Source organism: Rhodococcus sp. 14-2483-1-1, from assembly GCF_002259335.1.
GTDB lineage: Bacteria > Actinomycetota > Actinomycetes > Mycobacteriales > Mycobacteriaceae > Rhodococcoides.
Genome location: NZ_NPFX01000003.1, coordinates 77,402 through 103,838, shown reverse-complemented (window position 1 = coordinate 103,838; position 26,437 = coordinate 77,402). Strand labels below are relative to the sequence as shown.

Sequence of the window (26,437 nt, the reverse complement as noted above, 5' to 3'; positions counted from 1 at the left end):
AACATGTTTATATAAAGACATTGATACGGTAGCACCATGGCTACCGATCTCGAAGTCCTCGGACAGACAATCAAGCGCGCGCAGTATCGAAATCACCGCGCGATGGACGCTGCTCTGCGCGAGATAGGTGTCAGCCTCGTGCAGTGGGATGCGCTGCGCGCGATCGATCGCATGCCGGGTGCCTCCGGGCACGAGCTCGCTGTGACGACCTTTCAGAGCGATCAGGCATTCGGGACTTTGGCGGGCAGGCTCGAAGAGCGAGGGCTCATCAGACGCTCCTCGGGCCGCGGACGCCGGGTGGAACACGTCTTGACCGACGCGGGAGTGCGCGCACTCACGGAAGGTCGGCAGCTGGCGCGCGAAACGCTGGAAGACCTTTTCGCGCCACTCGGTGAAGCGCAACGCCGCGAACTACTTCGGACTCTTCGCAATCTCACCGAAGAGCCTTGAGTTGGACGGTCTCGAGTGCCGCTGCGGCGGTCAGCGAGGCGTACTCCGCTCCGTGTGCTCCCAGTGACCGTACGGCCCTTGCCCTCATGCGGCTGCAGGACGAGACCGAGCATCCGCACTGGATGCCGCAACGCGAGTACGACAGTCCTTCGGGGTGGACGTGCCTGTGATCGTCGCCTATCACGGTTACCCATGGCTCATCCATTGTCCGACCTACCGCCGAGCCAACAACACGCATCCTCACGTGTGTGGCTACAAGGAGGAGGGAATGACCACCACGCCCTTCGGCATGGTGACGATGAATGACATGGACCGTCGCCATCGACGTCATCGACCGCACACCGATTCTGTTCGGTTGTCGGTCAGCCGGCCTTGACGCGCAGACGCTCGACCTCCGAGCGAGAGTGACGCACGGCCTCGGTGTCGGCTCCTTTCCCGTTGGCAAGGTCGTGGGCGAGGTCGAGAATCGCGCGCCGAAGATGCTTGCGTGCTCGACGGGACTTGTGATGGGGCGCGGACTTGATGAACGCCTCGCGCGCCTTCTTCTCCAGGATGCCGTCCACCTCTGCGTCGGTCACGGTCCCCGCTTCGACCTCGGGGGCGAGGATGTCGCGGACGAACTGGTACTCGCGCGGCGCTGCTCGTCGAAACGCGATGGTCAGCACGGTGAACCCGAGCACGATGGAGCCGATCATGACGGGGAAGGTCAAGATGCCACCCATACCGAGGCCGGTGGCGTCGTCCCAGGTGAAGTGCAGGAACATGCCGAACAAGACGAATGCCAGGCCGCGCCCGATCCGGCGTGGCTGGGCCGCGGTGCCGATGATGTAGATGACACCCGTACAGACGAGGGCACTGAAGAGCGGATGGGAAACGAAGCTGACCGCGATGCGGGTGAACGACATCTGCACTGCTTGACCGACCGGATCGGTACCGAACGCCCGGGCAGTGGAGTTGGCCGCGTACAGAAAATCCTCGAAGACCGCGAATCCGAGTCCGAGGAACGCGCCGACTATCAGACCGTCGTTCGCGGTCCGAATCAATCGCGGGGCGAGGCCCATGAGGAGGATGAATCCGCAGAGTTTGGCGGCTTCTTCGGTGATCGGTGCAGTAGCACCGGCTGCCCAGTCGGCGCTCCACACCTGACCGAACAGCTTGGAGTAGATGCCGAGCATCGCGGTGTTCACGGTGTAGGCGAACGCGAAGGTTGCCGGGATAGCGCCCCACAGAAGCGCAGCGAGAACGAGGCGGCCTGGCTGGCGCTCCCAACGGTCGATATGACGGAACCAGGCGAACCACGCCAGCCCACACAAACCACACAGTATTGCCGAGATCGCGAAAGCGTCGGCGTAGAAACCGGCCGACGGCGCGAAGAACGCCCACGCCTGGAACACGCCGATCGCAGTCAAAGCGAGGTAGACCCAGAACGATAGATTGTGGGGTTGCACGAAGCGGAAACGCTCACCCCAGCCGGAGACCTCGATCGCACGGGCCTGGCGTTGGCGGGCTTCGGAAGACTCGGAGCTGCGCGTGGTGTCGGTACCGGTCTCGCTCATGAGTTGTTCCCGTCTACGGTCCGGATGCTGGCGATCATGGTCTGGATGTCGTCGACGGCTGCGGTCATCTGAGCGGGAGGACCGTAGGCGGTGATTTTCACGCCGGTACCGGAGATGACGAATGCTGCGACCACACCGTCGCCGGTCACACTGCTGTAGGGCTGCGCGACACCCGTCTCGCCCGCCGTCGTGGTGAGAGTGGTCCGGTCGCCGTCGACCCGGAAGGTCGGGTCTTCGGTGCGGGAGGTGACCTTCTCTACCTGGTCCAACAATTCACCGGGAGTGCCGTCGAACGTGTCCGGCGAGACCTGGAAGGTGACGCCCTTCCCGGCGATGGTGGCGTCGCCGGACCTGCGTCCCTGATCGTTTGCCCGAAAGCCCGCTTCGACATCCCAGCCGGTGGCCGGGGTGAAGACGATGGTGTCGGTGATCGCAAGTTGCTCGCCGGCTACCACTGGATCGTCCCAGCCGATGGCTGCATTGACACGTGGCACGAAGATGGTCAGCACTACGAAGACCGCGACGACGAAGAGCGCCGGTGGAAACGAGCGTCGGTCGAGTCCGAGCAGACGATGCTCCGCCGGCACCCGATGTTCTTGGTGCGCAACATGTATCTGTGTCACGGGTACTCCTCGGTGCCGAGTGTTGTTCGTGCACATGGACCTCGTGATCGGTGCAGTCCAACAGGGGTGGAATGAGCAGAGTGGTGCTTGCGGTGCAACAGTGCGCGGTCGTTCGTCACCGAGTTCATTGATATCAAAGGCGCGTGGGTATCCGCTGTCGCTCTGCTCGAAAAAAACTGAAAGTACATTTACTACGAAGAAATCAGAAGTTTGCCCTCGTCGCCAGACGGCATTCGCGATAGCCGCGACATCACGTAATGCAAAAAGTGGTCGGGCGAGGGGAGAGGGCGAAACCAATGTGCCTACATTGCTGTTCCGAGGGATGGGTCCCGGATTTCGAGAAAAGCGCCGGGCAGCAACGTCGTTCTTCGTACGGTGAACGGTACGGCCCGGCCATTGAATATTGGGCCGGACCCGACATGCGACCGACAAGTCAGGTTCCGTGAGAACAAAGCCCGGGCGGGTGCGCAGGAGTCCGTCGGTGGTGACCGGATTCTCGATGTGGCCCTTGCGGTTTCACGCGGCTCGACGTCAGAAGATGACTCCATCGGTGGTACTCGCGATGTCCGAGACGGCGGTGTATGCACTGGCGCGCAAGCGATCCAAGCTGTTCGGATCATGGCAGAAATTGGGACTACTCGCCGAGATTCCACGTTCGCACCTGAGCGTGGCGACGCACAGACGGCGCGGAAACGTTCTTCTTTCGACGTTGACGGATCATGCCGACCCGCCGATGCAGCGCATCCCGCCGCTTCTGTGCCCTCGGGCCGAGGACGCCAGCTAGGCTCGTTCGGTGACGGACTCAACGTGGGACGGGTATGTCCGTGTGCGCGGCGCCACCGAGCACAATCTGGCCGCTGTCGATGTCGACATACCTCGCAATGCCTTCGTCGCGTTCACAGGGGTGTCGGGGTCCGGAAAGTCGTCACTGGCTTTCAGCACCTTGTATGCCGAAGCGCAGCGACGCTACTTCGAGTCGGTTGCGCCATACGCGCGTCGGCTGCTTCAGCAAGTGGGCGCACCCCATGTCGCCTCCATCACCGGCCTTCCACCGGCCGTTGCGCTGCAGCAGCGCCGGGGTTCGCCCAGCTCACGCTCCAGCGTCGGCACCATCACCACCATGTCCAACCTGCTCCGCATGCTGTACTCGCGGGCCGGTAGCTATCCCGATGGTGCGCCGCTGCTCGCGGCGGAGGCGTTTTCACCCAACACGGTCGCCGGCGCGTGCCCGCGATGCGGCGGATTGGGCGACTTCCACGATGTGACAACGGAATTGCTCGTCCCCGACCCCTCGCTCAGTATTCGCGAGGGGGCGATCGCGGCGTGGCCGGGTGCGTGGCAGGGTGCCAACCTGCGCAGCATCGTTGCCGGACTGGGTATCGACATCGACGTGCCGTGGCGCACGCTGAAGAAGAAGGACCGGGAGTGGCTTCTCTTCACCGACGAGCACCCCAAGGTGTGGATCGAACCCGAAGAGGGCCGCGTCGACCACAGCTACGAAGGCAAGTTCTGGAGCGCTCGGAGTCACGTCATGCATGTTCTGGCGGACTCGAACAGCGAGCGGATGCGGGACCGCGCGCTGCAGTTCACCGAGACCGTTCGCTGCCCGATGTGCTCCGGCAGTGGACTGCGCGCCGATGCGCTGGCCGTCACCATCGCGGGCCGCTCGATCGCCGAGATCAATGCACTTTCCTTGACCGAACTAGCGCAGGTGTTGCGCCCGATCGGCGAACAGGAAGGAGAGGGAACCGAGGTGGCGGTACGCATCACCGCCGACCTGCTGGTCAGAATCGATGTGTTGCTCGGCCTGGGCTTGGGATATTTGGCGCTGGGGCGTAGCTCGACGACGCTGTCGCCTGGCGAGACGCAGCGGTTGCGGATCGCCACGCAACTCCGTTCCGGTCTCTTCGGGGTGGTCTACGTGCTGGACGAACCTTCCGCAGGACTGCATCCCGCGGATGCCGAGCCACTGCTCGACGTCCTGGACCAGCTGAAGGCGTCGGGCAACTCCCTTTTCGTCGTCGAACACGACATGGACGTGGTTCGCCGCGCCGACTGGGTGGTCGATATCGGTCCCGCGGCCGGCGAGGGCGGTGGACGGGTTCTGTACAGCGGCCCCGTCCCTGGGTTGGAGGAGATCGAGGAATCGGTCACCGGCAGGCACCTCTTCGGTCGGGCGGAATCCGAGCAGCGCGAGGCGCGCCCCACCCAGGACTGGCTGACTCTGACCGGAGTCACCCGGCACAATCTGCAAGAGTTGACGGCGAAGTTCCCACACGCGGTGTTGACGGCAGTGACGGGTGTGTCGGGCTCGGGGAAGTCGACGCTCGTCAGCCAGGTCCTGTTCGAGGTGGCGCGCCACCGACTCGAGACCGCGGCGGACGAGGACGATGACGCGCAGATCGAGGTCGACGTGGCCGAGGTGTCCGGAATCGAGATGTTCACCCGCCTGGTCCGGGTGGATCAACGCCCCATCGGCCGAACCCCCCGATCGACACTGGCCACCTACGTCGGAATGTTCGACATCGTCCGCAAACTGTTTGCCGCCACCGATGAGGCCAAGGCCCGCGGGTGGTCACCAGGACGGTTCTCCTTCAACGTCGCCGACGGACGATGCCCCACGTGCCAGGGTGACGGTTTCGTCGAGGTGGAGCTGCTGTTCCTTCCAGGCACCTACGGCCCTTGCCCCACCTGTCATGGTGACCGGTACACCCCGGAAACTCTCGAAATAACGTGGCGCGACAAGACAATTGCGGAAGTGCTGCACATGTCGGTGGACAAGGCCGCAATGTTCTTCGCCGATATCACGGGAGCATCCCGCAGTCTGGAGACCTTGCGCGACATCGGGCTCGGCTACCTTCGGCTCGGTCAACCTGCCACCGAGCTGAGCGGCGGAGAAGCGCAGCGCATCAAGATAGCCACCGAACTACAGCGCACCCGCCGCGGCACTGCCCTTTATCTGCTGGACGAACCGACGGCAGGGCTGCATCCCTCCGACGTCGCACTGCTCATGCGCCAACTACACCTGCTTGTCGACGCGGGCAACACTGTAGTGATGGTGGAACACGACTTGGATGCCATAGCTTCCGCAGACTGGGTCATCGACCTCGGTCCCGGCGGCGGCGACAACGGGGGCACCGTGGTTGCCACCGGGACGCCCGCCGAACTGGCGGCGTCTCCGGACAGCATCACGGGACCATATCTGGCCCGACGGCTCCAATCCTCAACTGTCGCTTCGTCTCATTGACCTGCAGCCCTACCGACGCGACCGACAACCACACGAGCCACATTTTGGGCATTCCGGTAATTCAGGACCACTGCTGTCCGCGATGAGTTGCACGATGACGTCATGACAATCACTGAGCCCCCCACCCCGTTCGTTGTCGACGTTCCGCAATCCGAGCTCGACGACCTGGCCCGGCGTGTTCGCGACGCACGTCTGCCCGAACCTCTCGGTGCCGATGACTGGACTACTGGAGTGCCTGTGTCGGTGCTCCGTTCGATGGCGACCACCTGGGTCGACGACTTCAGCTGGCGAGAGGTGGAGAAGCAGCTCGCGTCGTTCCCTCAGTACATGGTGGAGATCGACGGGCAGCGCATCCACTACCTTCACGTGCGGTCGTCGCGAGCCGACTCCACTCCCGTGCTGCTGTGCCACGGATGGCCGGGGTCGTACCTCGAATTCCTCGACCTCGTCCCACTGCTGACCGAGCCGGACGACGCCGACCTTCGAGCCTTCGACGTGATCGTGCCATCCGTCCCCGGATTCGCATTCTCGACGCCGCTGTCCGACGGCGGGTGGAGTACCGATCGCGTGGCCCAAGCGTTCGTGGAGTTGATGAGTTTCCTCGGATACGGGTCCTATGTAGTGCAGGGCGGTGATTACGGTGCCGGAGTCGCACCGGCGATGGGTCGTCTCGATCCGGACCACTGCGCCGCCATTCATGTCAACGGGTCCATCGGCGCACCCTTCCAGGAACCCGACGAGGCAGAGCAGAAACGTTGCACCGAAACCGAATTGGACCGCTATCGACGTGTGGGCGAGTTCATGGAATCGGAGTTCGGGTACATCTCCATCCAGTCGACGCGTCCGCAACTTCTCGGTGCTGCTCTGACCGACAGTCCCATCGGTCAGTTGTCATGGATGCTGGACAAATTCCGCGCGTGGACTTATCCGTTCGACGCGGAACCGGATGGTGCCCTCGGCCGCAATCGGATACTCGCCCACGTCACCCTGTACTGGTTGACTCGGAGCGCCGGTAGCGCCGCCTACACGGTCTACGCGGCCGAGGGTGGAGCCTGGGATGGTCCGAAGGCTAAACCGTCGCAACCGGTGGGTGCCATCATGTTCGCCCACGACATCGGCATCAGGCACCTTGCGGAACACGAGTTCGACATCGCGCACTGGACCGAGGTTCCGGATCATGGTGGTCACTTCGCGGCGATGGAGGAGCCGGTGCGTCTTGCCGCGGATCTGCGCTCGTTCTTGTCTGCGTTATCGTCTGCCGGTTGACCGATCACTGGGGGTGGGGACAGTCGCCGCGGCGGCCGACGAACGCCGTCCGGCTGGAATCAGAATCGTCACACCGGCACCGATGACTGCCGGCAAGGCGAAGGCCAACAGCTGAGTGCTGGTTCCCGCACCGGCGGCGACGAACAGTCCGCCGTATGTCGGACCGACGATCGCGCCGAGACGCCCCACCGCGAGTGCGACGCCCAGTCCTGTGGTCCGGCACGACACGGGGTAGTAGCCACCGATGAAAGTGTTGAGCAGGATCTGCGTCCCGGTTGTTCCCATTCCTGCGATCAGCACCAGAACGTAGACGATCCCGATCGGGGGAGTGGTCGCGATCAACGCCAACGACACTGCTGCACAGAGGAATCCGAGAGTCGTCACCGGCTTGATGCCGAACCGATCGGCCAGGTAAGCGCCGCCGAGTGCACCTACTGCACCGCCCACGTTGAGCACCAGCAAGAAGGACAGCGCTGCACCGAGCGGGTATCCGGCCGATCGCATCACCGCGGGCAACCAGGTGGCGACGCCGAACAACACCAGGAGGCACAACAGGGTCATCACCCAAAAGGACAGTGTCACTCGCGCACGGTTCGCAGTGAACAGCGCACCGATTCCGCGATCTGTCGACTTCGGGTCACCACCGGAATTCTTCACAGCTTCTTCGAGGCCGTAACGAATCGAGATCGTTTGTGCCGCAGCGCTCCTGCCCTGCGAGTTCAGGAAAGCGGGGGATTCAGGGAGATAGCGGAGCATCATCGGCAGGATCAACAACGCCGGGATCATCCCAGCTGCGAACATCGCTCGGAAGCCGAATGCCGGGACGAGCCAGAGGGACAGGATCCCCGCCGCGATACCGCCGACGCTGGTCCCCACGAATCCCAGTGCGACCGTTCTCGCTCTGGTGTCGAGGCGGGAAAATTCGATCAGCATCGACGCCGCGGTCGGCATCAGAACTCCTGCCCCGACGCCGACGACAAATCGCGCTGCTCCGAACATCTCGGGCGAGGGTGCAAGTGCACAGCATCCCATTGCGGCCGAGAACAAAGCGACCGCGGCGATCAAGGCGCGTCGCCTACCCCAGCGATCTGCGATGCTGCCCGCGGCCAGCGCCCCGACCAACATGCCGACTCCCACCACCGATCCGAGTACACCGACGGTCGCCGGATCCAGATCCCACGGCTCGTACGCCAGGAGCGACGGCACCACCGTTCCGTACATGAGAAGGTCGTACCCCTCCAGCGTCAACGCCGCCAGGCAGAGTGCGACCACGGGAGAAAAAGTGTTACGTGACATGAGTTTCCGCTCGCGAGAGGGTCAGATGAAGTGTTGGGACAACCAGGCACCGATGTCGGCGGCGGCCAGAGAAGCACCGGTGGGCGCGCCATCGCGAATGGGGCCACCGAAGTGGGTGCCCTCGATCGCCACGCGGGACTTGTCCACTGAGCCCAGAGCCTCGACCATCCTCGACGCATCTTCCGGGAAACACGCCTGATCGCCGGTCAATTCGACGAACAACGACGGGACCGTCACCGACGGTGCGCACCGAACGAAATCGGCGTTGGAGCTCAGACCGGACCACGTCGACAACCAGGCATCCGGTGTGGACAGGCGCGCGAACCCGACGAGCCCATAATTCGTCAGATCCGGCCGTCGGCCGAACAACGAACCATAGGGGCGGGCGTTGGGGCTCAGCGACAGGTCGGTGAATCTCAGGTCCGCGTCGGTGCGATAGACGGTCGATATGCGAGGTGCCAACGCATCTCGACGGTCGACAGGATCACGGCTTGTCTTGAAACGCCGTCGGGCGCCGGATGCTTCGGCGACCCGTGACCGCGCGATCGCGTCGAGCCGAGCGACGCGCTCGAGCTGAGCGGCGCGGTACCTCTGAACGAAGTCAGAGGAATAGGTAGAGCTATCAGGTGCGTCGACAAATCCGTTCGCCTTATCGAAGGGATCGAGTGCCGGGTCGACGGACATGGGGTCCGATTCGTCGACGACGGACGGATCGATCAGACGCAGCAGCAGCGCACCCTGTCCGGGGTGTGGAGCCATGAAAATCGCACCGTCCGGCACGGGCATCTCCGCAGATGCGAGGTCGATCGGTCGACCTGCGGGCGTTGCCGCCAGCCGATCCTCGGGCGCGAGACCGGCCTGCTCGTGGTAGAACGCGAACAGGGTGCCACCACCCGAGTGTCCCAGCGTCACAACGTGATCGAAGGAGCGCGAGCGTAGGAACACCTGCCCGGCGGCGGCGTCGAGCAACGCCTGCTCGTGCACCAGGGAGATGTCGTTGTTCACCGATCGCGTGCCCTGAGTCCACACGGCGTATCCGCGGGCGAGCAACTCGGGCACGAGAACGTGATGCGTCAGGTCCTGTCTCGGGTGCATCAACGCCACGACCGTCTCGGCACCGGGAACGGTCCGCAGCACTCCGCTGACCTTGGCACCGTCTGCGGTGCTCAGCTCGTGCACCGAGGTCACCGTGTTCGACGGAGCCTCGGCGGCATCGATGTACCGGCCTGCGCCGAGTCGGGTCCGAGTCATGACTGCTCGACGCGCAGAGCGTCTTTGTCCCACTGTGTGATTCGAGACTCCGACAGGCCAGAGACGCTGCTGTACCAGACGGCGTGCCTGCATCCGGTGGCCCGACGATCGATGACGATGTCCCCATCCGAGACTATGCGGAAGTACGGGCCGACGTGGTCGACGCGTACGGCTGGGTCGACGTCGGCCACCGATGCGATAGTGGTGTTCTCGGGAATGTCGAGTACGTACAACGTGGTCACGAAACTCCCACCTCGTGCTCGGCCGACCAGTCGGCCGCACGTTCGACGATCAGTTCGGCCTTGCGGGTCAACAGATTCGCCATACTCGGGTCGGGTCCGCGCACGACGTCGATCAGGGCGTCGATCGTCAGGTTCGCGTCGAGATCTTCCTGCGGCGTGACCGGCCGCATCGCGCGGGTGAGCTCGATCATGTAGCCGTTGGGATCGTGTGTGTAGATCGACTCGATCGTCTCGTGTTGGATCTGCATCTCCACGGGCCAGTCGCTGCCGTCCAGCCGCCGCCGGTATTCCATCAGGTCTTCTTCGTTGTCGACGTGGATTGCCAGGTGACGCGAGCGGATGAAGAAGATCGGAACGTCCTCGGCGAAGCGCGAGTACGAATCGCCCTGTGGTCCACCGTCGAACGGTTCGAGGCCGAAGTAGTAGAAGAACGCGAGGCGGTCGTCGTTGCCGATGTCGAAGAAGAAATGGATGAAGTCCGGATGCTTCTCCGGGCCCCACCCTGCGGCGCAGATGGAGTGGACGACGGGGAACCCGAGAACGTCGCGGTAGAACTCGACCGTTGCTGCCGGATCGAACGTGGGGTAGGCGACGTGGTCGACGCCCCGAACCTTGTGTGGCAAGTCGGACATGAAGATTTCCTCTCTACGAAAGTGACGATCTAGGAGGTGACGACGGCGTCTGCCCGGAGCAGTGAGCCGGCGTCCGGAAGATCGACGGGTAGGTCCAGCGCACGGAGCAGGCTGTAGGCGCCTGCCGTCGCGGCCGACAGAACGGGGATGCCGAATTCGTCCTCGGCAGCCTGGACGAGCGGAAGGGACGGCATCTGTACGCACGCGGAAATCACCAGGGCGTCGGCACCTGTGAGATCCAAGGACCGTGCCGCGTCCATGACTCGTTCGCCAGGGATGCAGCCGACTTCGGCGTTGTCGGACACTTCGAGTGCACGCCAATCGAGGACGCGAATGCCTTCGGCCTCGATGTACTCGACCACCTTCTCGGCGAGCGGTCGCATGTACGGCGTCACGAGAACGATGTTCTTCGCGTCCAGAGCCCGCAGGCCTTCCACGAGTGCTCCCGCACTCGACCTGACGGCTGCATCGGATCCGCCCGTGGCGAGTTGTTCCGCGATGAGCCCCTCGACCCGTTGGTGTTCCCCGGGCCCGGCGACCATGAGAGCGACGAGGCATGCATAGAGAATTGCGTCGATTCCGGCATCGCCCAACTCGAGGATGCACCGTTCGCGCTGGGCGTTCATGGCCCGCAGTTGCTCCGGCGACACGGCCTGCATGCGCATGCGCGAGGAGTGGAACGAGAACCGGGCATCTCGATGTCGCGCCAACAGGGCGGGCATCTCCGTTTCCACGGTGACGTTGGAGCTCGGTACGACCAAGCCCACACGATGAATACTCATGAACTGCCTTTCAGTAATTGACGTTAATGACGAGTATTCGACGTATGCGACGATTCGTCAAGCGGCCTGGAGCTGGGGAATCGAATCCGGGAGTCCGGTCGGGCAGTATCGAGGAAGGTGGCAGCACTCACATTCACGCTTGACATGTCGTCGGTCACGTCGAATACTCGACGCAGACGTAAGCAGTGTTCGAGAGTGTTTCGCTCTCACACGCCAGAACGTCTTCGACTCGGACCTAAGGAGCACACCGGCATGACCTATGTGATCGGAGTGGACGTCGGCGGAACGTTCACGGACGCAGTACTCGACGACAGTTCCGGCACCGTGGTCGCTGCAAAAGCGCCCTCGACACCACCCGACTATTCCCAGGGGGTCATCGACGTTCTCGAAGCGTTGGCCGAACAACTCGGATGCCCGGTGCAGGAAATGCTCGCGAACACCCACCACATCGCGCACGGCACCACGTCCTCGCTCAATGCTCTGGTGATGGGCAACGTCCCGCCGGTCGGGTTCCTGACCACCAAGGGGCATCGGGATTCGATCTACATCATGAACGTCGAGGGCCGGTACCTCGGTGGCTCTCCCGAGCAACTGCAGAACGTGTTGGGACAGAGCAAGTCCCACGGTCTCGTCCCCAAACGACACGCACTCGAGGTCACCGAACGCCTCGACCGTGACGGCACGGTCGTCGTCGCGCTCGACGAGGAGTCCGCGCGCGTCGCCATCCGAAGGCTGGTCGACGACGGTGTCTCCGGAATTGCGGTCTCGCTGCTCTGGTCTTTCCGTAACCCTGTGCACGAGCAGCGTATTCGTGAACTCGTGCACGAGATCGCGCCCTACATGTTCGTTTCTTTGTCCTCCGAGGTGAGCCCGCGCATCCGTGAGTTCGCGCGTAACGCGACGACGATCATGAGCACCCAGATCGGACCGGGACTACGCGACTATCTGGGTTCGCTGGAATCCAAGTTGCGCGCACTCGATCTCGCCGGCCCACTCCTGGTGATGCAGAGCAACGGCGGTGCCGTTGCCGCAGCCGAGGCACCGAAGAACGCCATCAGCACGGTCGGTTCGGTCCTCACCGGCGGCGTGGTCGGAGCCGTATCACTCGGAAAGCAGCTCGGACACAAGAACATCATCGCCACCGACGTCGGCGGAACCACCTTCCTCGTCGGACTCGTCGTGGACGGTGAGCCGGTGCGTGCGTCGAGCACCATCATCAATCACCACCCGATCAACGTGCCCACCCTGCAGGTGCACGCCATCGGCTCCGGGGGCGGTGCCATCGCGTGGGTGGATGCAGGCGGCAACCTCCAGATCGGGCCGCACAGCGCCCAGGCGGTGCCCGGACCTGCGTGCTACGGACAGGGCGGCACCGAACCCACCAATGCCGACGCCAATCTCGTCCTCGGCATCCTCCCCGAACGCGGATTGCTCGGCGGACGTAAACCGCTCGACAAAGAGCTTGCGCGAGAGGCCATTCGTCGCCGCATCGCGGAACCGCTCGGTCTGTCGATCGAGGACGCGGCGGCCGCGATCTACGCCGTTCAGAACGCACAGACCGGCGACCTTCTGCGCAAGACGGTCGTCGAAGCCGGACACGATCCGCGCAACTTCGTTCTCTACGCATTCGGCGGAGCCGGCCCATCGCATTGCGCTGCCTATGCAGCCGAAGTCGGCGTCAAGGAAGTCATCGTTCCACTCGGGCAGGTGGCATCGGCGTTCTCGGCCTACGGTCTTGCGTCGTCGAACATCGTGCTCGCGGCCGAGCTGTCCGACCCGGCGGCGATGCCGCTCGATCCTGCTCGCGCAGAAGCGAATTTCGACGGCCTCGAGAAGCGAGTCCGTGAAGCCCTCGGTCGACAAGGGCTCAATTTCACGTCTGTCCAGGTCGAACGTGAAATCGACATGCGGTACACGATGCAGTTGGCAGAGGTTGCCACGACCATTCCCGAAGGCTCGCTGGACTCTTCGAGCGTCGCACACGCCTCCGATCTCTTCGAGCAGCGCTACGCCGACTTGTACGGGAAGGACAGCGGCTTCCGTGAAGCAGGTATTCAGGCGATCACCTATCGCGTGCGTGCAACCGGCGTCCTGCCGTTCTCGCCGACCCTCCCCGAGCTGAAGTCGGCCGATTCCGCCGATGCCTCGGTCGCTCGCATCGGTACCCGAAAAGTCAACTTGGACGGTCGAATCGGATACGTCGACACCGACATCTACGACTACAGCAAGCTCGCCGCCGGGCATGTGCTCGCCGGCCCCGCCATCGTCGAAGTCCCGACGACCACAGTCGTCGTCCCGCACGGCACCACCGGAACTGTCGACCGCCTCGGCAACCTCAACATCGTCGCCGGCTGAGACCACAGGAGAACCGAACCATGACATCCGCAATTCCCGGGTCCGAGATCTTCTCGTCCCGCCCCGTCGACCCCGACGCCCTCGCCCGCACCCTGCCACCGACGCTGCCGGTGCACACCGTCACCCAGCAGCAGATCGACGAGCTCGACCCGCTGACCTACGAGGTCATCCGACACCGACTCTGGTCGGTCACCGACGAGATGGGCGAGGCACTCAAACGAATGTCGGGCTCACCCATCGTCACCGACGCGAACGATTTCGACTTCGCGATCAGTGACGAACTGGGACAGGAGGTTCAGGTGGGCCTCTACAACACCATGCTCGTCGGAGCCGTCGACCTGGCGATCTACTGGACCCTGCAACACCGCGCCACCAACCCGGGAATTGCGCCGGGTGACATGTTCCTGTGCAACGACCCATGGGTCGGCGGGGGACTGCATCAGAGTGACGTCATCGTCTACCAACCCATCTTCCACGAGGGCAAACTGTTCGCCTGGACCAGTGCGATCTGCCACGAACCCGACCTCGGTGGTTCCGGCCTGGGATCGTTCGATCCGTCGGCGAAAGACGTGTTCTCCGAGTCGCTTCCGACTCCACCGGTCAAGGTGGTCCGCGATTACGAGCTACAACGCGACATCGCGGATCTCTGGGTTCGACGCTCCCGCGTTCCCATGCTGGTAGGGCTCGACCTGCGCGCCAAGATCGGCGCGAACACCGTCGGCCGCAACCGCATGCTCGCCGTCATCGAGCAGTACGGTGCCGACACCGTCAAAGCCGTCATGAAGCGCATGATGACCGACGCCGAAGGACGTCTGCGCAGCAAGCTCTCCTCGCTCCCCGACGGGACCTGGAAGGCCACCGGCTACCAGGACCAGTCGCACACCGGTGATCGCGAGGTGCACAAGATCACCGTCGCGATGAGCAAGACCGACGACCATCTCACGTTCGACTTCACCGGCACCGACAAGCAGACCGGCGTCATCAACTGCACCTACGCAGGTATGCGCGGCGGTGTCATGCTCGCGTTGCTTCCGATCCTCGCGGGCGACATTCCCTGGTCTGCAGGCGGATTGATGCGATGCTTCGATTTGGTCTCCGAAGAAGGCACCATCAACAACGCGAGCTTCCCGGCTGCGGTCAGCCGTGGTCCCATCGGACCCGCTTGGCTGACCGGAACACTCATCGCCGAATGCCTCTCGCAGATGCTCGACAGATCGGTCGACCTGGGCAAGAGCGTGCAGGCTGCGTGCTGCGGTACCTGGGACACCGCCGTGATCGCAGGCCTCGACGAACGCGGAGAGCAACCCGTTCCGTTCCTCAACATCATGATGGAACCGATGGCAGGCGGTTACGGCGCACGCCCGACCGCAGACGGCATGGACACAGGCGGACTCTTCTGTATTCCGATGGGGCGCATCCCCGATACGGAAATGACCGAGTTCCTCTACCCGCTGCTCACACTGTGGCGTCGTGAAGAGCCCGACTCCGGTGGACCCGGTCGTCAACGCGGTGGCGTCAGTGCATCGCTCGCGGTCACGCCGTACGGCACCTCGCTCCCGATGGGCCTCGTCCTCGCCTCGGCGGGTAAAGCCGTGGCGCAGAACAACGGCCTCGCCGGCGGATACCCCGGCAACACCGGACTCGAAATCCTGGCGCGCAGTACCGACGTCATCGAGCAGTTCGCAGCAGGCAAGATTCCCGGAGCCCTCGACGAGCTCGGCGGCGGAAAGGAATTCGGCGCGTGCTACGCCGAAAGCTATGTCGCTCCCGGTGAGGTGCTGTACATGCACTGGCAGGGAGGCGGCGGTTACGGAGATCCGTTGCATCGCGATCCCGGGGCTGTCGTCGTGGACCTACGCGAGGGCAAGGTCACCGCAGAGGGGGCGAACGTCGTCTACGGCGTGGTGATCGACGCGGGAAAGGTGGACGAGGTAGCAACTGCGCAACGACGTCGAGACATGATCGACGAACGGCGCACGCGGTCCACCCAGCACTCCGACGCCCCCATCATGGATCTCTCGCTGGCCAGACGTCTCGACGACAACCTGTCCGAGGTGACCGTCGGGGACGTTCGGGTCATCGCCTGTGCACAGTGCGGTCGACTGCTCGGTGACGAGAAGACCAGCGGCGTATTGGATCTGGCTCGCTACGAGGGTCCGTCCTCGGCGGCGGGTCCGCAGGTGACGTCGGATCCGTCCATATACGTCGACACGCCCATCGTGTTCCGTCAGTTGTGCTGCCCGGGATGCTGGACGGCCGTGTACTCGGGAATCGTCCCGGCCGATCACCCCGATCATTCGTTGGAGATCTCACGATTGCTCCCGGCGGTGGCCGAACGATGACGGTGATCACCGACGCGACCCACTCGGACTGGGACGGCCGGCTGGTGGGCTACCCGGAGGATCGCGCGCAGCAGTACCGCCGGAGTGGTTCGTGGAGTCCACTTCCCACGAGTCGCCGGTTCCGCGACATCGCTCTTCGGTATCCCGACAGGCTCGCGATCATCAGCGCCGAGGGTTCGATGACGTTCGCCGAACTCGACCGCCGGACCGATGCCATCGCTGCAGGCTTGATGCGACTGGGGCTGGCACGCCTGGACCCTGTGTTGTTCCAACTGACGAACCGGCTGGAGACGGTGCTGGCCTGGTACGGCTGCGTCAAGGCCGGACTGGTTCCGGTCGCCACACTGGCCGCGCACCGAATGCACGAGATCGCGCACATCGGTGCCGCGGTGGGCGCAGTCGCGCATATCGTCGAGGCCGGCCTGCCGTCGTTCGACCTGGTCTCGTTCGCCCACGAACACGCCGCGGGCAGCGAGACCGTTCGCCACGTGGTCACAGTCGGGTCGGTGGACACCGACGAACTGCGCGTGGAGGACCTCGGTCTCGACATCGATCCCACCCAAGCCCGAGCTCTCGTCGAGGCCATCGAGGCGGAAACGGATCCCGAAGATGTGGTTGCATTCCAATTGTCCGGCGGGACAACGGGAGTGCCCAAGGTCATCCCACGGATCCATGCCGAGTACTGGAACAACGCACTCATGTACGCCCAACGGCTCGAATGGACCGCGGACAGCCGTGTCGCCCATCTGATCCCCATCGTGCACAACGCAGGGATCGCCTGCGGTCTGCACGCCTCGCATTCGGTCGGTGCGTGCCTCGTACTCGCGACCGCCGACGTCGGATCGGCGTTCGACCTGATGGAGCGCGCGGAAGCCACCGAGGTGTTGATCGGCCACGGTCACTACCAGGCCGTGTCGAGTCCCGAGTTCGATCGCGTGAGTAGGCGTCTGCGGCACGTGATCCTGTCCGGTGCCAAAGTGTCACCGGCGCTGATGGACCGCGTCGACGACGGCGGAGATCATTGGGCGGGTCAGTTGTTCGGGATGTCCGAGGGGCTGCTCACCGTCACCCCGGTCGCCGCCCCTCGCGACGCTCGAATCACCACAGTCGGCACGCCTGTCTGTGCGGAGGACGAGGTGCGCATTCTCGATCCCGGCACGGAGATCGAGCTACCCGACGGGGACGTCGGCGAATTGTGTTGCCGCGGGCCGTACACGATCACCGGGTATTTCGGTGCCCCCGAGCACAATCGGACTGCCTTCACCTCCGACGGCTTCTACCGCACCGGCGATCTGGCGTCGATCTCCGTCGTCGACGGTGAGCGGTACGTCACGATCGAGGGGCGCATCAAAGACCTCATCAACCGCGGCGGCGAGAAGATCAACGCCGAGGAAGTGGAGCTTCTTCTGCTCGACCATCCGGCCATCGTGGGCGCGGCCGTCGTCGCGATGCCCGACCCTCGACTCGGCGAGAAGACGTGCGCGTATCTCGTCACCGACGGGGCGCCGTTGACGATGGCCGACGTGCAGGGCCATCTCACGGGACTCGGTGTGGCCAAGTTCAAATGGCCGGAGCGCCTCGAATGGCTCGACGCGCTTCCCCGAACCAACGTCAACAAGATCGACAAGAAGCGTTTGCGGCTGGACATCGCCGCGAAGCTCGAGAGGCAACGATGAAACTCGACCGCGTCGCAGTCATCGGCGGGGGCCCCGGTGGCCTCTACGCCGCGCGGCTGCTGAAACTGTCCAACCCCGCCGCGGAGATCGCCGTCTACGAACAGAGTTCACCGGACACCACGTTCGGGTTCGGAGTGGGCCTCGCCTCACGGACGCAGCGGAATCTACGTCAGGCCGACGCCGCATCACTCGATGCTATTGTCGCTCAGGCGTACTCACACGAGATGTCGATGCAGGTGGGGGAGTCGATCGCCCGCTTGGCCCACGGTGATCTGCTCGCTGTGGCCCGTACCTCGCTGCTGTCCGTCCTGCAGGAGCAAGCGCGGGACGCCGGGGTTCGGCTCGAATTCGGCGAACGCCGTGCACCGGGCGATCTCGATGTCGACCTCGTCATCGCCTCGGACGGAATCAACAGCGCAACGCGAACGGCAGACCCGGGGTTCGGCACCGACATCACCATCGGATCCGGCCTCTACCTCTGGTGCGGAACGGATTTCGCACTGGCAAGCGCGATTTTCGTACCCGTCACCACCGAGCACGGCACTTTCGTCGCACACGCGTATCCCTACGCGCCGGATCGCAGTACGTTCCTGATCGAGACGGATCTCGACACGTGGCATCGCGCGGGCTTCGACGTCACGACGGATGACACGGACCCGACCGACAGTGACGAGACGTCGTTGCGCTACCTCGAGAAGGCTTTTGCCGACACCCTCCAGGATCACAGGCTCATCGGAAACCGGACCAGGTGGATGCAGTTCCGAACCGTCAAGTGCCGAAAGTGGTCGGTGGACAACGTCGTTCTCCTCGGGGACGCCGCCCACACCGCCCATTACTCGATCGGATCGGGAACGAAGCTGGCCATGGAAGACGCCATCGCACTCGATGCTGCGCTGGCGTCGGCTGCGACCGTCGGCGATGCCCTCACCGAGTACGAACGGGTGCGTCGCCCCGCAGTCGAACACCTCCAGCAGATCGCAGTGCGAAGTGAACAGTGGTGGGAGTCGTTCCCACAACGGATGGATCTGCCCGTGGAGCAACTGATGGTGGCGTACATGACGCGCGCCGGAAAGGTCGGCCTGGAGCGATTCCTCGAGTCTGCGCCCGAGGTGGCGTGGAAGGGAATCGCGAGCTACGCGCAGGTTCCGGCAGATTCGGAGGTTCCTGTCGATGTGTCTCGCTGGATCCTCTCGCGGCCCGTCGAACATGGTGGGCGGCTATTTCCCGACCGATTCGCCCCGTCCGATCTTCGCGAAGAGCCGACGACAACGGTGGTCTCGGTGGACGTCGAATCTGCGTGGAACGAGAAGGCCACGGCCATTGTCGACGAGTGCAGGGCAAGCACCACGGTGTGGCTCACCGGTTCCGGCGAGCGTGATCACGTCCTGACTCGACTCGATGTTGCAGAGCGAATGATGCGCAGCACCAGTGCACTCGTCGTCGTCGACGTACCGGAAGAGTGGATGCCCGACGCGGTGGCAGGTCTGGTCAGTGCGCGCACCCACCTCGTGTCTGTCGGTCGTTGACGGGAGCGACGGTTATTCTTCGGTCATGACACGCGAGGACTCACAGCGAGGAGCGGCGCGCAATCCGCGTCGGGAGCTGGTCGAGAAGCAGATTCTCGACCAGGCCACGCGGTTGTTCGCGGAGAAGGGCTTTGCCAGCACGACCCTCCAGGACATCGCCGACGCAACGGGCCTCACCCGGCCGGCGCTCTATCATTACGTCGCGAACAAGGACGAGTTGCTGTCGCGCCTGATCAGTGAGAGCACCGAGACGCCTGCCGCAGTTCTGCACCAGATCAACGAGCGATCCGATCTCGGTCCCACCGAGAAGCTTCGCAAGATGGCCACCGCGATCGCGTTGAATCAGGCCGAGACCGCCGACCGCTTCAAGCTCATCATCAGGTCGGAAGCCGACCTCCCCGAGGAGATGTCGCGGACCTACCAGCAGAGTCGACGACACGTCCTCAAGGAGTTCGTGACGGTCATCGAAAGCGGTGTCAAGGCAGGGGAATTCAGGCCCGTCGATCCGCGTACTGCGGCACTCGGCATCATCGGCATGCTGAACTGGGTTGCCTGGTGGCATCAGAGCGGTGATCCGGACGCCGATCGGAGCGTGGCCGTCCAACTCGCCGACATGGCACTGCGCACTGTTGCCCAGGACAGCGGCAAGCCCGTCGTACCCGAGGGACCCGAACGGGCCATCTCCATGCTCCGCGAAGACCTCGACTACCTCGAACGCATCCTGGCTCGGGATCGAACCTAGGCGAGCGTGAAAAGAGCGGCTCCGTAGTGCGACACCTCGCCGCTCACATCCCTTCCGCCCGACCGAACGGTTCGGTGCACCCCACAGTTCTCGGATCGAATCCGTACGGCCACGCGCAGTGCCTTTCGGTTGGGGTTCGGGAATTGGGATGGAAAGTCAGTTCGCTCCGAGTAGCTCGGCCATCTGTGCATAGAAAGCTGCGGGATCGCCGGCGAGAGAGGACTTCACCATAGCGGTCCATTCGTCGACGATGATTTCGGTAGAGCCGGCCGCCAGACCGTCCAGGGCGGCACGCGGCACTGTGCGGGGATCGATCTTCGGTCCGTCGTAGCCGGCGGCGATGTCGGTATCTGCAGCGCCGAGAAGTACGCCCTGTACGAATGTTCCCTGCGGTGCCAGTTCCAGGCGTACACCGTTCGTCATGTTCCATTCGGCGGCCTTCGCGGCAGAGTAGGCCCCGGATCCCGTTGTGGCGAACCAAGATAGAGCCGACAAGATATTGACGATCGAGCCGCCACCCTGTGCTGCGAGTACCGGGGCGAATGCCCGAATGACGTGCAGTGTGCCCCAGAAGTGTGTGTCCATCTCGCGTCGAACCTCGGTGAGGTCACCGGTGACGAGCGCGGCACCGGTGGAGATGCCCGCATTGTTGACGAGCAGTGTGACATCGGACGCCGTCGACGCCGCTGCTCTCACCGATTCGCTGTCGAGCAAGTCGAGCGTCAACGGCACCACCCGGTTGTCGTCGAAGTCGAGCGTTTCTGGTCTGCGAGCTGTCGCGTAGATTTTCTCCGCACCTCGATCGAGCAGTTCGAGGACGAAGTGACGGCCGATGCCACGGTTGGCTCCGGTGACGAGGGCGATCTGGTCGGAGAAGTCCATGGGGACCCTACTTTCTTCGCGAACTTTCGTGTTTTCGGTCCTGATCGGTCCGACATCGACAAGGCTAAAACTTCACGTTAACGTCAAGGGCAAGTCCAAGAATCGAAACATTCCTCCGAGGGAGATACTGGATGCGTATAGGCGAGGTGGCACACCTGGCAGGAGTGAGCACGCGAGCTCTTCGCTACTACGAAGAGCAGGGCTTGCTGGCGTCCGAACGTACCTCCAGCGAACAACGCGTCTACCCTGAGTCTGCCGTCGAGCGCGTGAAGTTACTCCAGCAACTTTTCTCCGCTGGTCTTTCGAGTCGGAAGATTCTGCAACTACTGCCGTGTATAGACAGCGGCCAGAGCTCGCCCGAGGCCTTCGAGATCATGAGAGTCGAACGAGACCGAATCACCGCGGCCATGGCCGATCTGGCCGCCACGCGCGACGTCCTCGATCGGATGATCGACATTGCACACAACCCGACACCCGAACACTGTCCTGCGCTTCGAGACACCCCATGGGCACCGTTCGAGGCCGACGCCTCTGCTACGCATCGGTGAACTGCCCGACTCCTTCTGGCTCCGCGTCGATTGCTTCGTCGATCGTTTCTCCCACTGCAGCCGCACCGACCGAGGTCATGATCGTCCCTGCGTGATCGAGTCCAGGCATCGGGGTGATGGATGTCAGGTCGAACGCGTCGATGTCCTGGGGCGAGTACATCGGGGCGGAATCTGCACCAATGCTCCACTCCGCGTGCAGGAATCGAATCGGCATCGTCAGTTCCCGGAATCGTGAAGCGCCGAAGAACACGTCCGTGGCGTCGGCGACGACCACAGCCGAAGACAGTCGAATCGATCCGTCGGCCAGATCGTGTTCGGCGTACGTCCGTAGTAGCGGATCGGCCGGGTCGAGTAGCGGCAACGACGTCGACACCAAGAACTCGATGTAATCGTCGATGTCGTTCCACCGCTGCTGTGTTCGCGCAATCTTGTCCCCGAAGGCAGCCGCAACGTTGTCCTGTGTGAGACCGGCGGGCGGTGGTACCGGCACGCCCCCGTCGACAAGAACGAGACTCTTCACCCGGGACGGATACCGGGCTGCGAACTCGACCGCCACGAACGCTCCCATCGACATTCCGCACACGTGCACGGAGTCGAGTCCCAATGCATCCATGACGGCGTCCAGATCGTCTGCGTGCCGTGTCAGCGATGACGGTCCCGTGACATCCACACTGTCACCTCGGCCGCGCAGATCCGGTGCGACGAGGGTCAGGTGCGGCGACTCCGCGTGCAGCCAGCTCCACAGCATGCGCTGGCTGGAGACCCCGTGCACCACGAGGACGGGCTCACTGGTCCCAGTGTGAGTTTCCACGACGATGTCTCCGCCGGATACCGGTACTCGATCGATGGTCATGATGCCGACAGTATGGGAAGCCGGATCCAGAAGGGACGGATCCGAACCCCACTGTGACCGTCGAAATGTGGATAGTTCATCTACCGTGTACGCGGTGCCGAGCCGAGGGCCTTCCCTCAGCTCGGTCCGAAACGCTCGGTACGGATGTTCGCTGCCGAGTGACCCCGAGCAACCAACATGTCGGCCACCGTGTCGACGAAGCTCGTGGGGCCGCAGATGTAGCACCGCGGCTCGAACTCTGCCGGCCATCCGTGGGCGTCGAGGTCCTCGACCGTGATGCGGCCGAGGGGCCGTGCGTTGCCGGCGGGAGCACGCCGTGTGTGGATCATGGTGACGTCCACGCCGGCCGGAGGGTGAGCCCACTCGTCGGCGAAGTAGACCTCTGCGGGTTCGCGCACCGAGTACAGGACCCGAAAAGGTACTCGTCCGCCCGTCGCGGAAGCCTGCGCGCGAACCATCGCGCGGAGCGGGACGATGCCGGAACCGCCACCCACCAACAGGATTGGAGGAGACTGGGTCTCCGAGGGCTGGGACGGCCGCCAGACGAACCATCGCCCCACCGGCCCGCGGATCTCGATGCGATCGCCGACCTCGACGGACTCGACCAGGTACGGCGACACCTCGCCGTCCGCGACGTTCTGGACCGCGATCTCTATGCGCGACGTGCCGTCGGGTGCCGAGGCCAAGGAGTAGCTTCGCTGTGCGCTGTAGCCGTCTTCGGCGGTGAGCTTGACGTCCACGTGCTGCCCGGCAAGATGGCCGGGCCATCCGTCGACGTCGAGAACCAGGGTGGACGCGGTGGGTGTCTCACGCCGCACGGTCTGCACCGTGGCAACGAGCCAGGGTTTCGCCCCAGCCGCCGATGTCACGTCAGTCGCCCTGGTACCGCTGCTCGCGCCACGGATCTCCGTAGTCGTGGTAGCCGCCGCGCTCCCAGAAGCCTTGTTCGTTCTCCAGCGTGAGTTCGATACGCGAGATCCACTTGGCCGATTTCCAGAAATACAGATGCGGAACGAGAAGCCTTGCGGGACCACCGTGTTCGCGAGCCAGGGGAGCGCCGTCGAATTCGGTCACCAGCCAGGCCCTGCCATCCCTGAGGTCTTCGAGGGGGAGGTTGGTGGTGTAGCCGTCGAAGCCGTGGACCACGACGAACCCGGCATCGGTATCGAGACCGTCCAGCAGAACGTCCAGGCTTACGCCCTTCCACGTGGTATCGAGCTTCGACCACTTGGTGACGCAGTGGATGTCGACTGTCGGAGTGTCGTGTGGAAGTGCCGCGAATTCGTCCCAGGTCCAGCTGCGAGTGTCGCCCCGTTCGGTGGTGATCGAGAACGACCATGTTTCGGTCGCGACAACGGGCGCGGGCCCGATCGCGAGGACGGGAAAATCCTTGGTCAGATACTGACCGGGGGGAGTGCGCCCGTCGTCGCCGCGTCTGCGGCCGACGAAGCCCTTCGAGATCAGTGCCATGGTGACGAATTGTGCGCTCGTGGTCGGGAGTCTGACAAGTCAGGACGCATTCGACGTGGAGCTGCCCAGTATCCGAGAAGGGGGTCAGACGATCCCGCCGTTGGCGTACACGACCTGACCATTGATCCATCGAGCAGGACCGGCCAGGTGGGCGACGGTCTCGGCGATGTCCTCCGGTGGACCCAATGTTCGTGATCGAGGCGGAAGCAGTCCTGGTGTGCTTCTCACGGCGGTGAGTTTTCGTACCGACGGCAGTCGATACCGGCGACACCTTACGTATCGAGCATCGGAGACGACCATGACCACGACGACCACCCCTGCGACCAATTCACGCCGTGCAACCCGCGCAGGCTGGGGCCTCACTGGCCTTCTTGCGCTATTCCTGATTTTCGACATCGTCGGCAAACTACTGAATGTGCAGCAGGTGAAAGATTCGACTGCGGAGTTGGGGCTCCGCGACGAGATGACGCCCGTCATCGGCATCGTCCTGCTTGTGTGCCTGGTTCTCTACCTGGTGCCTCGTACCGCGTTTCTCGGTGCGGCTCTGCTGACCGGATATCTCGGTGGTGCCGTCCTCACCAATTGGCGAGTGGACAAGCCGTTGTTCAGTACGGTCTTGTTCGCGGTGTACGTCGGAGTTCTTGCTTGGGGTGCGCTGTATCTGCGGGATCCGAAGGTGCGTCAGGTCATGCCGATCGTGCGGTAGAGGGTGCTGCGCATCCGTCGGGTCAGGTGGGGTTGCCGGACTCGTCGCACGGGGCCGAGTGGCCGTCGTCGATGAACTGCAGCGTCACGTTCATCTCGGTGGGTTGGATGCTGCCCGACCAATCGGAGTACGGGTGGTCGAGAAACGCGACGACGACCAGCGCCGAGGCCACGAGCGCGGATACGAACGCGATCGGAACGGCTTGCACTACAGCGGATTCGCGGCGATCCGCCTGTACGCACATGTACGAGAGAATTGCCGACGCTCCGATGCCCAGCACGATCCAGAGAGGAAACGGAACCGACGGTGTTGCCTCGGCCAGTCGGTCGCGGCGACCGTCGCGGCGTTCGGCTTGCTGATCGAACCACTGTCCGTACGCCGCCTCCTGCGAGGCACCTTCCGGTGTGGTGGCGGCAAAATCCTGGGCCATGGTGTCCACCCAATGATTGACCGATGGGGACGTTTCACCGCGCGCCATTGCAGACCATTCGTCCGAGACGACAGCACGGCCGTAGCAGATGAGGCCACCGTGCAACTGTGCACCGCCGTGTCCTTCGAGGACATCGGCCACATTGTGCAGCTCCGTCACGGCGACGGCTTCGACGCTGGCTCCATTACTCGCGCGCTGGTAACTCTGCAGTGCGAAGAAGATGGTGAATGCCAGCAGAACCGAGAACATCGTTCCGATGACCGTCAGTGCACCGGCTGCACGAGTGCTGTCGATGAACCATCCCGGATCGGGCGCTCGGGTGCGAGCAGCGAGTTTGGCCGTCACGGCCAACACCACGACGAGTACGACGATCAGACCCAGTATCCAGCTCGGCACTGCGCAACTGTAAGTGAGTGCGCTCCGGCGCGTCGGCGGAATCGCGTACTCGTCGCGCATGAGTGAATGCGATTGTCCGGACGTCATTTTGCTCCGCCCCTTGTCACTGCATCCTAGAGTTGGGTGGAAGCAGCGACCGCTGTGCGGACCGGGCCGAGGGGCGATGCTGTGACCGCGAAGAAATCGATACTCGGCGTCATGATCGCGGCCGCATTGCTGTTGACCGGATGTACCGATTCCGGACCCGACACCGATCCTGCATCTACGTCCGATTCGGTGCCCTATCCCGACGGCCCCGTCACGATGACGGCGGGAGCCGATCCCGGCAGTGGCTTCGACCTCACCATCCGTTCGGTCGTGGATGCCCTGCAGAAGGAGAAGATCGTCGAAACAGCTCTGCCGGTGCAGAATCGACCCGGCGGGAGTGGTGCCGACTACCTTGCCACGATGGTCGAGGACCATCGGAGCGCCGACGATGAGCTTGCGGTGACGTCGTTGTCGATGATGGTGAACCAGGTGAGTGGGGTGTCGAAATACGGCTACGACGACGTCACGATGATCGCCCGACTGATGACCGAGTACTACGTCGTCGTAGCGCGTCCCGGCAGTCCTCTCACCGACCTTCGCGGAGTTATGACGGCAATAGCGTCCAACCCATCGGGCGTCGTGGTCGGTGCGGCCCACGATGACGAGTTGCCTTTCTCCCTGCTGGTTTCGGCTGCCGGCGGCGACCCGTCTGCCGTCCGCTACGTCACCCAGGAGGGTGGCCGCGAACAGACCGCTGCACTTCTGGGTGGTGAGATCGACGTGGCCATCGGTGGCGTCAGTGAATTCGTCGATCAACTGGCATCCGGGGACCTCGACGGTATCGGCGTTCTGGCCGAAGATCGAATCCCCGGTCTCGACGTTCCCACTGCACGAGAGCTGGGATTCGATGTGACGCTGGCCAATTGGCGCGGACTGTACGGGCCACCGGACATGCCCGTCGACGCGGTCGACTACTGGCGGACGGCGTTGGGGAAGATGGTGGAGACACCCACTTGGAAGCAGATCGCAGAGCGCAGCAAATTCACGACGACCTTCATGATCGGCGACGAGTTCGAAACTTTCCTGGCCGAGACCCAGAAGGATGTGGAGACCGGATTGCAAGCGGTTCCGCGGTGAGC

At 63.6% G+C, this 26,437-nt stretch carries 26 protein-coding genes and 1 pseudogene; 14 read left to right on the top strand and 13 right to left on the bottom strand.

From position 1 onward, the window contains the following. Window positions 1-36 precede the first annotated feature (36 nt). The 3 genes from CH294_RS02200 to CH294_RS02195 are packed head-to-tail and all read left to right on the top strand — an operon-like array spanning window position 37 to window position 826. Window positions 37-450, top strand: a complete 414-nt coding sequence (locus CH294_RS02200) for a MarR family winged helix-turn-helix transcriptional regulator (RefSeq protein ID WP_094736882.1) — start codon at window positions 37-39, stop codon at window positions 448-450. Beyond that, window positions 447-620 (top strand): hypothetical protein, encoded by a 174-nt coding sequence (locus CH294_RS28055; RefSeq protein ID WP_349290421.1) that lies wholly within the window; start codon window positions 447-449, stop codon window positions 618-620. Before CH294_RS02200 ends, CH294_RS28055 begins: the two co-directional genes overlap by 4 nt. Continuing rightward, window positions 605-826, top strand: coding sequence for a hypothetical protein (locus tag CH294_RS02195; RefSeq protein WP_349290420.1), 222 nt, complete (start codon window positions 605-607; stop codon window positions 824-826). The genes CH294_RS28055 and CH294_RS02195 overlap by 16 nt, the downstream gene beginning before the upstream one ends. Here the strand turns inward: CH294_RS02195 and CH294_RS02190 are convergent. After that, window positions 813-2,006 (bottom strand): PrsW family intramembrane metalloprotease, encoded by a 1,194-nt coding sequence (locus CH294_RS02190; protein WP_094736881.1) that lies wholly within the window; start codon window positions 2,004-2,006, stop codon window positions 813-815. The two genes, CH294_RS02195 and CH294_RS02190, sit on opposite strands and share 14 nt — an antisense overlap. Next, window positions 2,003-2,629, bottom strand: coding sequence for a hypothetical protein (locus tag CH294_RS02185; RefSeq protein WP_141216435.1), 627 nt, complete (start codon window positions 2,627-2,629; stop codon window positions 2,003-2,005). The genes CH294_RS02190 and CH294_RS02185 overlap by 4 nt, the downstream gene beginning before the upstream one ends. Before the next feature lie 481 nt (window positions 2,630-3,110). Here CH294_RS02185 and CH294_RS02180 point away from each other — a divergent pair, with 481 nt between their 5' ends. The 3 genes from CH294_RS02180 to CH294_RS02170 all read left to right on the top strand — a co-directional run bounded on the left by CH294_RS02180 (window position 3,111) and on the right by CH294_RS02170 (window position 7,142). Beyond that, on the top strand, window positions 3,111-3,413 hold the full coding sequence (locus CH294_RS02180) for a hypothetical protein (protein ID WP_170944555.1): 303 nt from the start codon (window positions 3,111-3,113) through the stop codon (window positions 3,411-3,413). Window positions 3,414-3,422: 9 nt separating this feature from the next. Continuing rightward, window positions 3,423-5,876, top strand: a complete 2,454-nt coding sequence (locus tag CH294_RS02175) for an excinuclease ABC subunit UvrA (protein ID WP_094736878.1) — start codon at window positions 3,423-3,425, stop codon at window positions 5,874-5,876. A gap of 102 nt (window positions 5,877-5,978) precedes the next feature. Continuing rightward, the gene (locus CH294_RS02170; protein ID WP_094736877.1) at window positions 5,979-7,142 is read left to right on the top strand and encodes an epoxide hydrolase family protein; all 1,164 of its coding nucleotides are present in this window, start codon (window positions 5,979-5,981) and stop codon (window positions 7,140-7,142) included. Here the strand turns inward: CH294_RS02170 and CH294_RS02165 are convergent. From CH294_RS02165 to CH294_RS02145, 5 genes are read right to left on the bottom strand one after another with little or no spacing between them, the layout of a single operon-like run. Then, window positions 7,125-8,414 carry an MFS transporter gene (locus CH294_RS02165; RefSeq protein WP_249304995.1) on the bottom strand — a complete coding sequence of 430 codons (1,290 nt, stop codon included), beginning with the start codon at window positions 8,412-8,414 and terminating at the stop codon, window positions 7,125-7,127. The genes CH294_RS02170 and CH294_RS02165 overlap by 18 nt on opposite strands. A 45-nt stretch (window positions 8,415-8,459) precedes the next feature. Further along, complete coding sequence (locus CH294_RS02160; protein ID WP_094736875.1) at window positions 8,460-9,689, bottom strand: alpha/beta hydrolase; 1,230 nt, start codon at window positions 9,687-9,689, stop codon at window positions 8,460-8,462. Beyond that, window positions 9,686-9,931: a hypothetical protein gene (locus CH294_RS02155; protein WP_037176298.1), complete on the bottom strand. Its 246-nt coding sequence runs from the start codon at window positions 9,929-9,931 to the stop codon at window positions 9,686-9,688. The genes CH294_RS02160 and CH294_RS02155 overlap by 4 nt, the downstream gene beginning before the upstream one ends. Beyond that, window positions 9,928-10,563 carry a VOC family protein gene (locus CH294_RS02150; protein WP_094736874.1) on the bottom strand — a complete coding sequence of 212 codons (636 nt, stop codon included), beginning with the start codon at window positions 10,561-10,563 and terminating at the stop codon, window positions 9,928-9,930. Before CH294_RS02150 ends, CH294_RS02155 begins: the two co-directional genes overlap by 4 nt. 29 nt (window positions 10,564-10,592) lie before the next feature. Further along, on the bottom strand, window positions 10,593-11,345 hold the full coding sequence (locus CH294_RS02145; RefSeq protein WP_037176300.1) for a maleate cis-trans isomerase: 753 nt from the start codon (window positions 11,343-11,345) through the stop codon (window positions 10,593-10,595). 252 nt (window positions 11,346-11,597) lie between these two features. On the opposite strand from CH294_RS02145, the gene CH294_RS02140 reads away from it, so the two are divergent. From CH294_RS02140 to CH294_RS02120, 5 genes are read left to right on the top strand one after another with little or no spacing between them, the layout of a single operon-like run. Beyond that, the gene (locus CH294_RS02140) at window positions 11,598-13,700 is read left to right on the top strand and encodes a hydantoinase/oxoprolinase family protein (RefSeq protein WP_094736873.1); all 2,103 of its coding nucleotides are present in this window, start codon (window positions 11,598-11,600) and stop codon (window positions 13,698-13,700) included. Between the two features lie 20 nt (window positions 13,701-13,720). After that, window positions 13,721-16,042: a hydantoinase B/oxoprolinase family protein gene (locus tag CH294_RS02135; protein ID WP_094736872.1), complete on the top strand. Its 2,322-nt coding sequence runs from the start codon at window positions 13,721-13,723 to the stop codon at window positions 16,040-16,042. Beyond that, window positions 16,039-17,718 (top strand): AMP-binding protein, encoded by a 1,680-nt coding sequence (locus CH294_RS02130; protein ID WP_094736871.1) that lies wholly within the window; start codon window positions 16,039-16,041, stop codon window positions 17,716-17,718. The genes CH294_RS02135 and CH294_RS02130 overlap by 4 nt, the downstream gene beginning before the upstream one ends. Then, window positions 17,715-19,244 (top strand): FAD-dependent monooxygenase, encoded by a 1,530-nt coding sequence (locus CH294_RS02125; RefSeq protein ID WP_094736870.1) that lies wholly within the window; start codon window positions 17,715-17,717, stop codon window positions 19,242-19,244. Before CH294_RS02130 ends, CH294_RS02125 begins: the two co-directional genes overlap by 4 nt. A 25-nt stretch (window positions 19,245-19,269) precedes the next feature. Further along, complete coding sequence (locus tag CH294_RS02120; RefSeq protein WP_094736869.1) at window positions 19,270-19,986, top strand: TetR/AcrR family transcriptional regulator; 717 nt, start codon at window positions 19,270-19,272, stop codon at window positions 19,984-19,986. A 156-nt stretch (window positions 19,987-20,142) separates the two neighbouring features. Here CH294_RS02120 and CH294_RS02115 read toward each other — a convergent pair whose 3' ends face one another. After that, window positions 20,143-20,868, bottom strand: coding sequence for an SDR family oxidoreductase (locus CH294_RS02115; protein WP_094736868.1), 726 nt, complete (start codon window positions 20,866-20,868; stop codon window positions 20,143-20,145). 131 nt (window positions 20,869-20,999) lie between these two features. Between CH294_RS02115 and CH294_RS02110 the strand changes: the two genes are divergently transcribed. After that, window positions 21,000-21,416 carry a MerR family transcriptional regulator gene (locus CH294_RS02110; RefSeq protein WP_094608197.1) on the top strand — a complete coding sequence of 139 codons (417 nt, stop codon included), beginning with the start codon at window positions 21,000-21,002 and terminating at the stop codon, window positions 21,414-21,416. Here CH294_RS02110 and CH294_RS02105 read toward each other — a convergent pair. The 4 genes and pseudogenes from CH294_RS02105 to CH294_RS02090 all read right to left on the bottom strand — a co-directional run. After that, entirely contained in the window at window positions 21,403-22,269 is an 867-nt protein-coding gene (locus tag CH294_RS02105) for an alpha/beta hydrolase (RefSeq protein WP_094736867.1), read from the bottom strand. The genes CH294_RS02110 and CH294_RS02105 overlap by 14 nt on opposite strands. A 116-nt stretch (window positions 22,270-22,385) precedes the next feature. Next, window positions 22,386-23,138: a ferredoxin reductase gene (locus CH294_RS02100; RefSeq protein WP_037155517.1), complete on the bottom strand. Its 753-nt coding sequence runs from the start codon at window positions 23,136-23,138 to the stop codon at window positions 22,386-22,388. A 1-nt stretch (window position 23,139) separates the two neighbouring features. Then, window positions 23,140-23,739 (bottom strand): sulfite oxidase-like oxidoreductase, encoded by a 600-nt coding sequence (locus tag CH294_RS02095; RefSeq protein WP_032404168.1) that lies wholly within the window; start codon window positions 23,737-23,739, stop codon window positions 23,140-23,142. An 84-nt stretch (window positions 23,740-23,823) separates the two neighbouring features. Next, window positions 23,824-23,931: pseudogene (locus CH294_RS02090) on the bottom strand (3-ketoacyl-ACP reductase); the annotation flags it as partial. Between the two features lie 106 nt (window positions 23,932-24,037). Between CH294_RS02090 and CH294_RS02085 the strand changes: the two are divergent. After that, a complete protein-coding gene (locus CH294_RS02085) occupies window positions 24,038-24,445 on the top strand; it encodes a DoxX family protein (RefSeq protein WP_094736866.1) in 408 nt (135 codons plus the stop codon). Window positions 24,446-24,467: 22 nt separating this feature from the next. On the opposite strand, the gene CH294_RS02080 is transcribed toward CH294_RS02085, so the two are convergent. Beyond that, window positions 24,468-25,271 (bottom strand): DUF4239 domain-containing protein, encoded by an 804-nt coding sequence (locus tag CH294_RS02080; RefSeq protein ID WP_032404839.1) that lies wholly within the window; start codon window positions 25,269-25,271, stop codon window positions 24,468-24,470. 168 nt (window positions 25,272-25,439) lie between these two features. Here CH294_RS02080 and CH294_RS02075 point away from each other — a divergent pair, with 168 nt between their 5' ends. Then, window positions 25,440-26,435 (top strand): tripartite tricarboxylate transporter substrate-binding protein, encoded by a 996-nt coding sequence (locus CH294_RS02075; protein WP_249304992.1) that lies wholly within the window; start codon window positions 25,440-25,442, stop codon window positions 26,433-26,435. The last annotated feature ends 2 nt before the right edge of the window (window positions 26,436-26,437 follow it).

Bases quoted from the DNA above. Each gene is read 5' to 3' on its own strand.
- CH294_RS02095 (WP_032404168.1), bottom strand. From the start codon at position 23,739: ATGGCACTGATCTCGAAGGGCTTCGTCGGCCGCAGACGCGGCGACGAC.
- CH294_RS02085 (WP_094736866.1), top strand. From the start codon at position 24,038: ATGACCACGACGACCACCCCTGCGACCAATTCACGCCGTGCAACCCGC.
- CH294_RS02140 (WP_094736873.1), top strand. From the start codon at position 11,598: ATGACCTATGTGATCGGAGTGGACGTCGGCGGAACGTTCACGGACGCA.
- CH294_RS02190 (WP_094736881.1), bottom strand. From the start codon at position 2,006: ATGAGCGAGACCGGTACCGACACCACGCGCAGCTCCGAGTCTTCCGAA.
- CH294_RS02105 (WP_094736867.1), bottom strand. From the start codon at position 22,269: ATGACCATCGATCGAGTACCGGTATCCGGCGGAGACATCGTCGTGGAA.
- CH294_RS02150 (WP_094736874.1), bottom strand. From the start codon at position 10,563: ATGTCCGACTTGCCACACAAGGTTCGGGGCGTCGACCACGTCGCCTAC.
- CH294_RS02115 (WP_094736868.1), bottom strand. From the start codon at position 20,868: ATGGACTTCTCCGACCAGATCGCCCTCGTCACCGGAGCCAACCGTGGC.
- CH294_RS02160 (WP_094736875.1), bottom strand. From the start codon at position 9,689: ATGACTCGGACCCGACTCGGCGCAGGCCGGTACATCGATGCCGCCGAG.
- CH294_RS02200 (WP_094736882.1), top strand. From the start codon at position 37: ATGGCTACCGATCTCGAAGTCCTCGGACAGACAATCAAGCGCGCGCAG.
- CH294_RS02125 (WP_094736870.1), top strand. From the start codon at position 17,715: ATGAAACTCGACCGCGTCGCAGTCATCGGCGGGGGCCCCGGTGGCCTC.
- CH294_RS02110 (WP_094608197.1), top strand. From the start codon at position 21,000: ATGCGTATAGGCGAGGTGGCACACCTGGCAGGAGTGAGCACGCGAGCT.
- CH294_RS02145 (WP_037176300.1), bottom strand. From the start codon at position 11,345: ATGAGTATTCATCGTGTGGGCTTGGTCGTACCGAGCTCCAACGTCACC.
- CH294_RS02130 (WP_094736871.1), top strand. From the start codon at position 16,039: ATGACGGTGATCACCGACGCGACCCACTCGGACTGGGACGGCCGGCTG.
- CH294_RS02120 (WP_094736869.1), top strand. From the start codon at position 19,270: ATGACACGCGAGGACTCACAGCGAGGAGCGGCGCGCAATCCGCGTCGG.
- CH294_RS02135 (WP_094736872.1), top strand. From the start codon at position 13,721: ATGACATCCGCAATTCCCGGGTCCGAGATCTTCTCGTCCCGCCCCGTC.
- CH294_RS02170 (WP_094736877.1), top strand. From the start codon at position 5,979: ATGACAATCACTGAGCCCCCCACCCCGTTCGTTGTCGACGTTCCGCAA.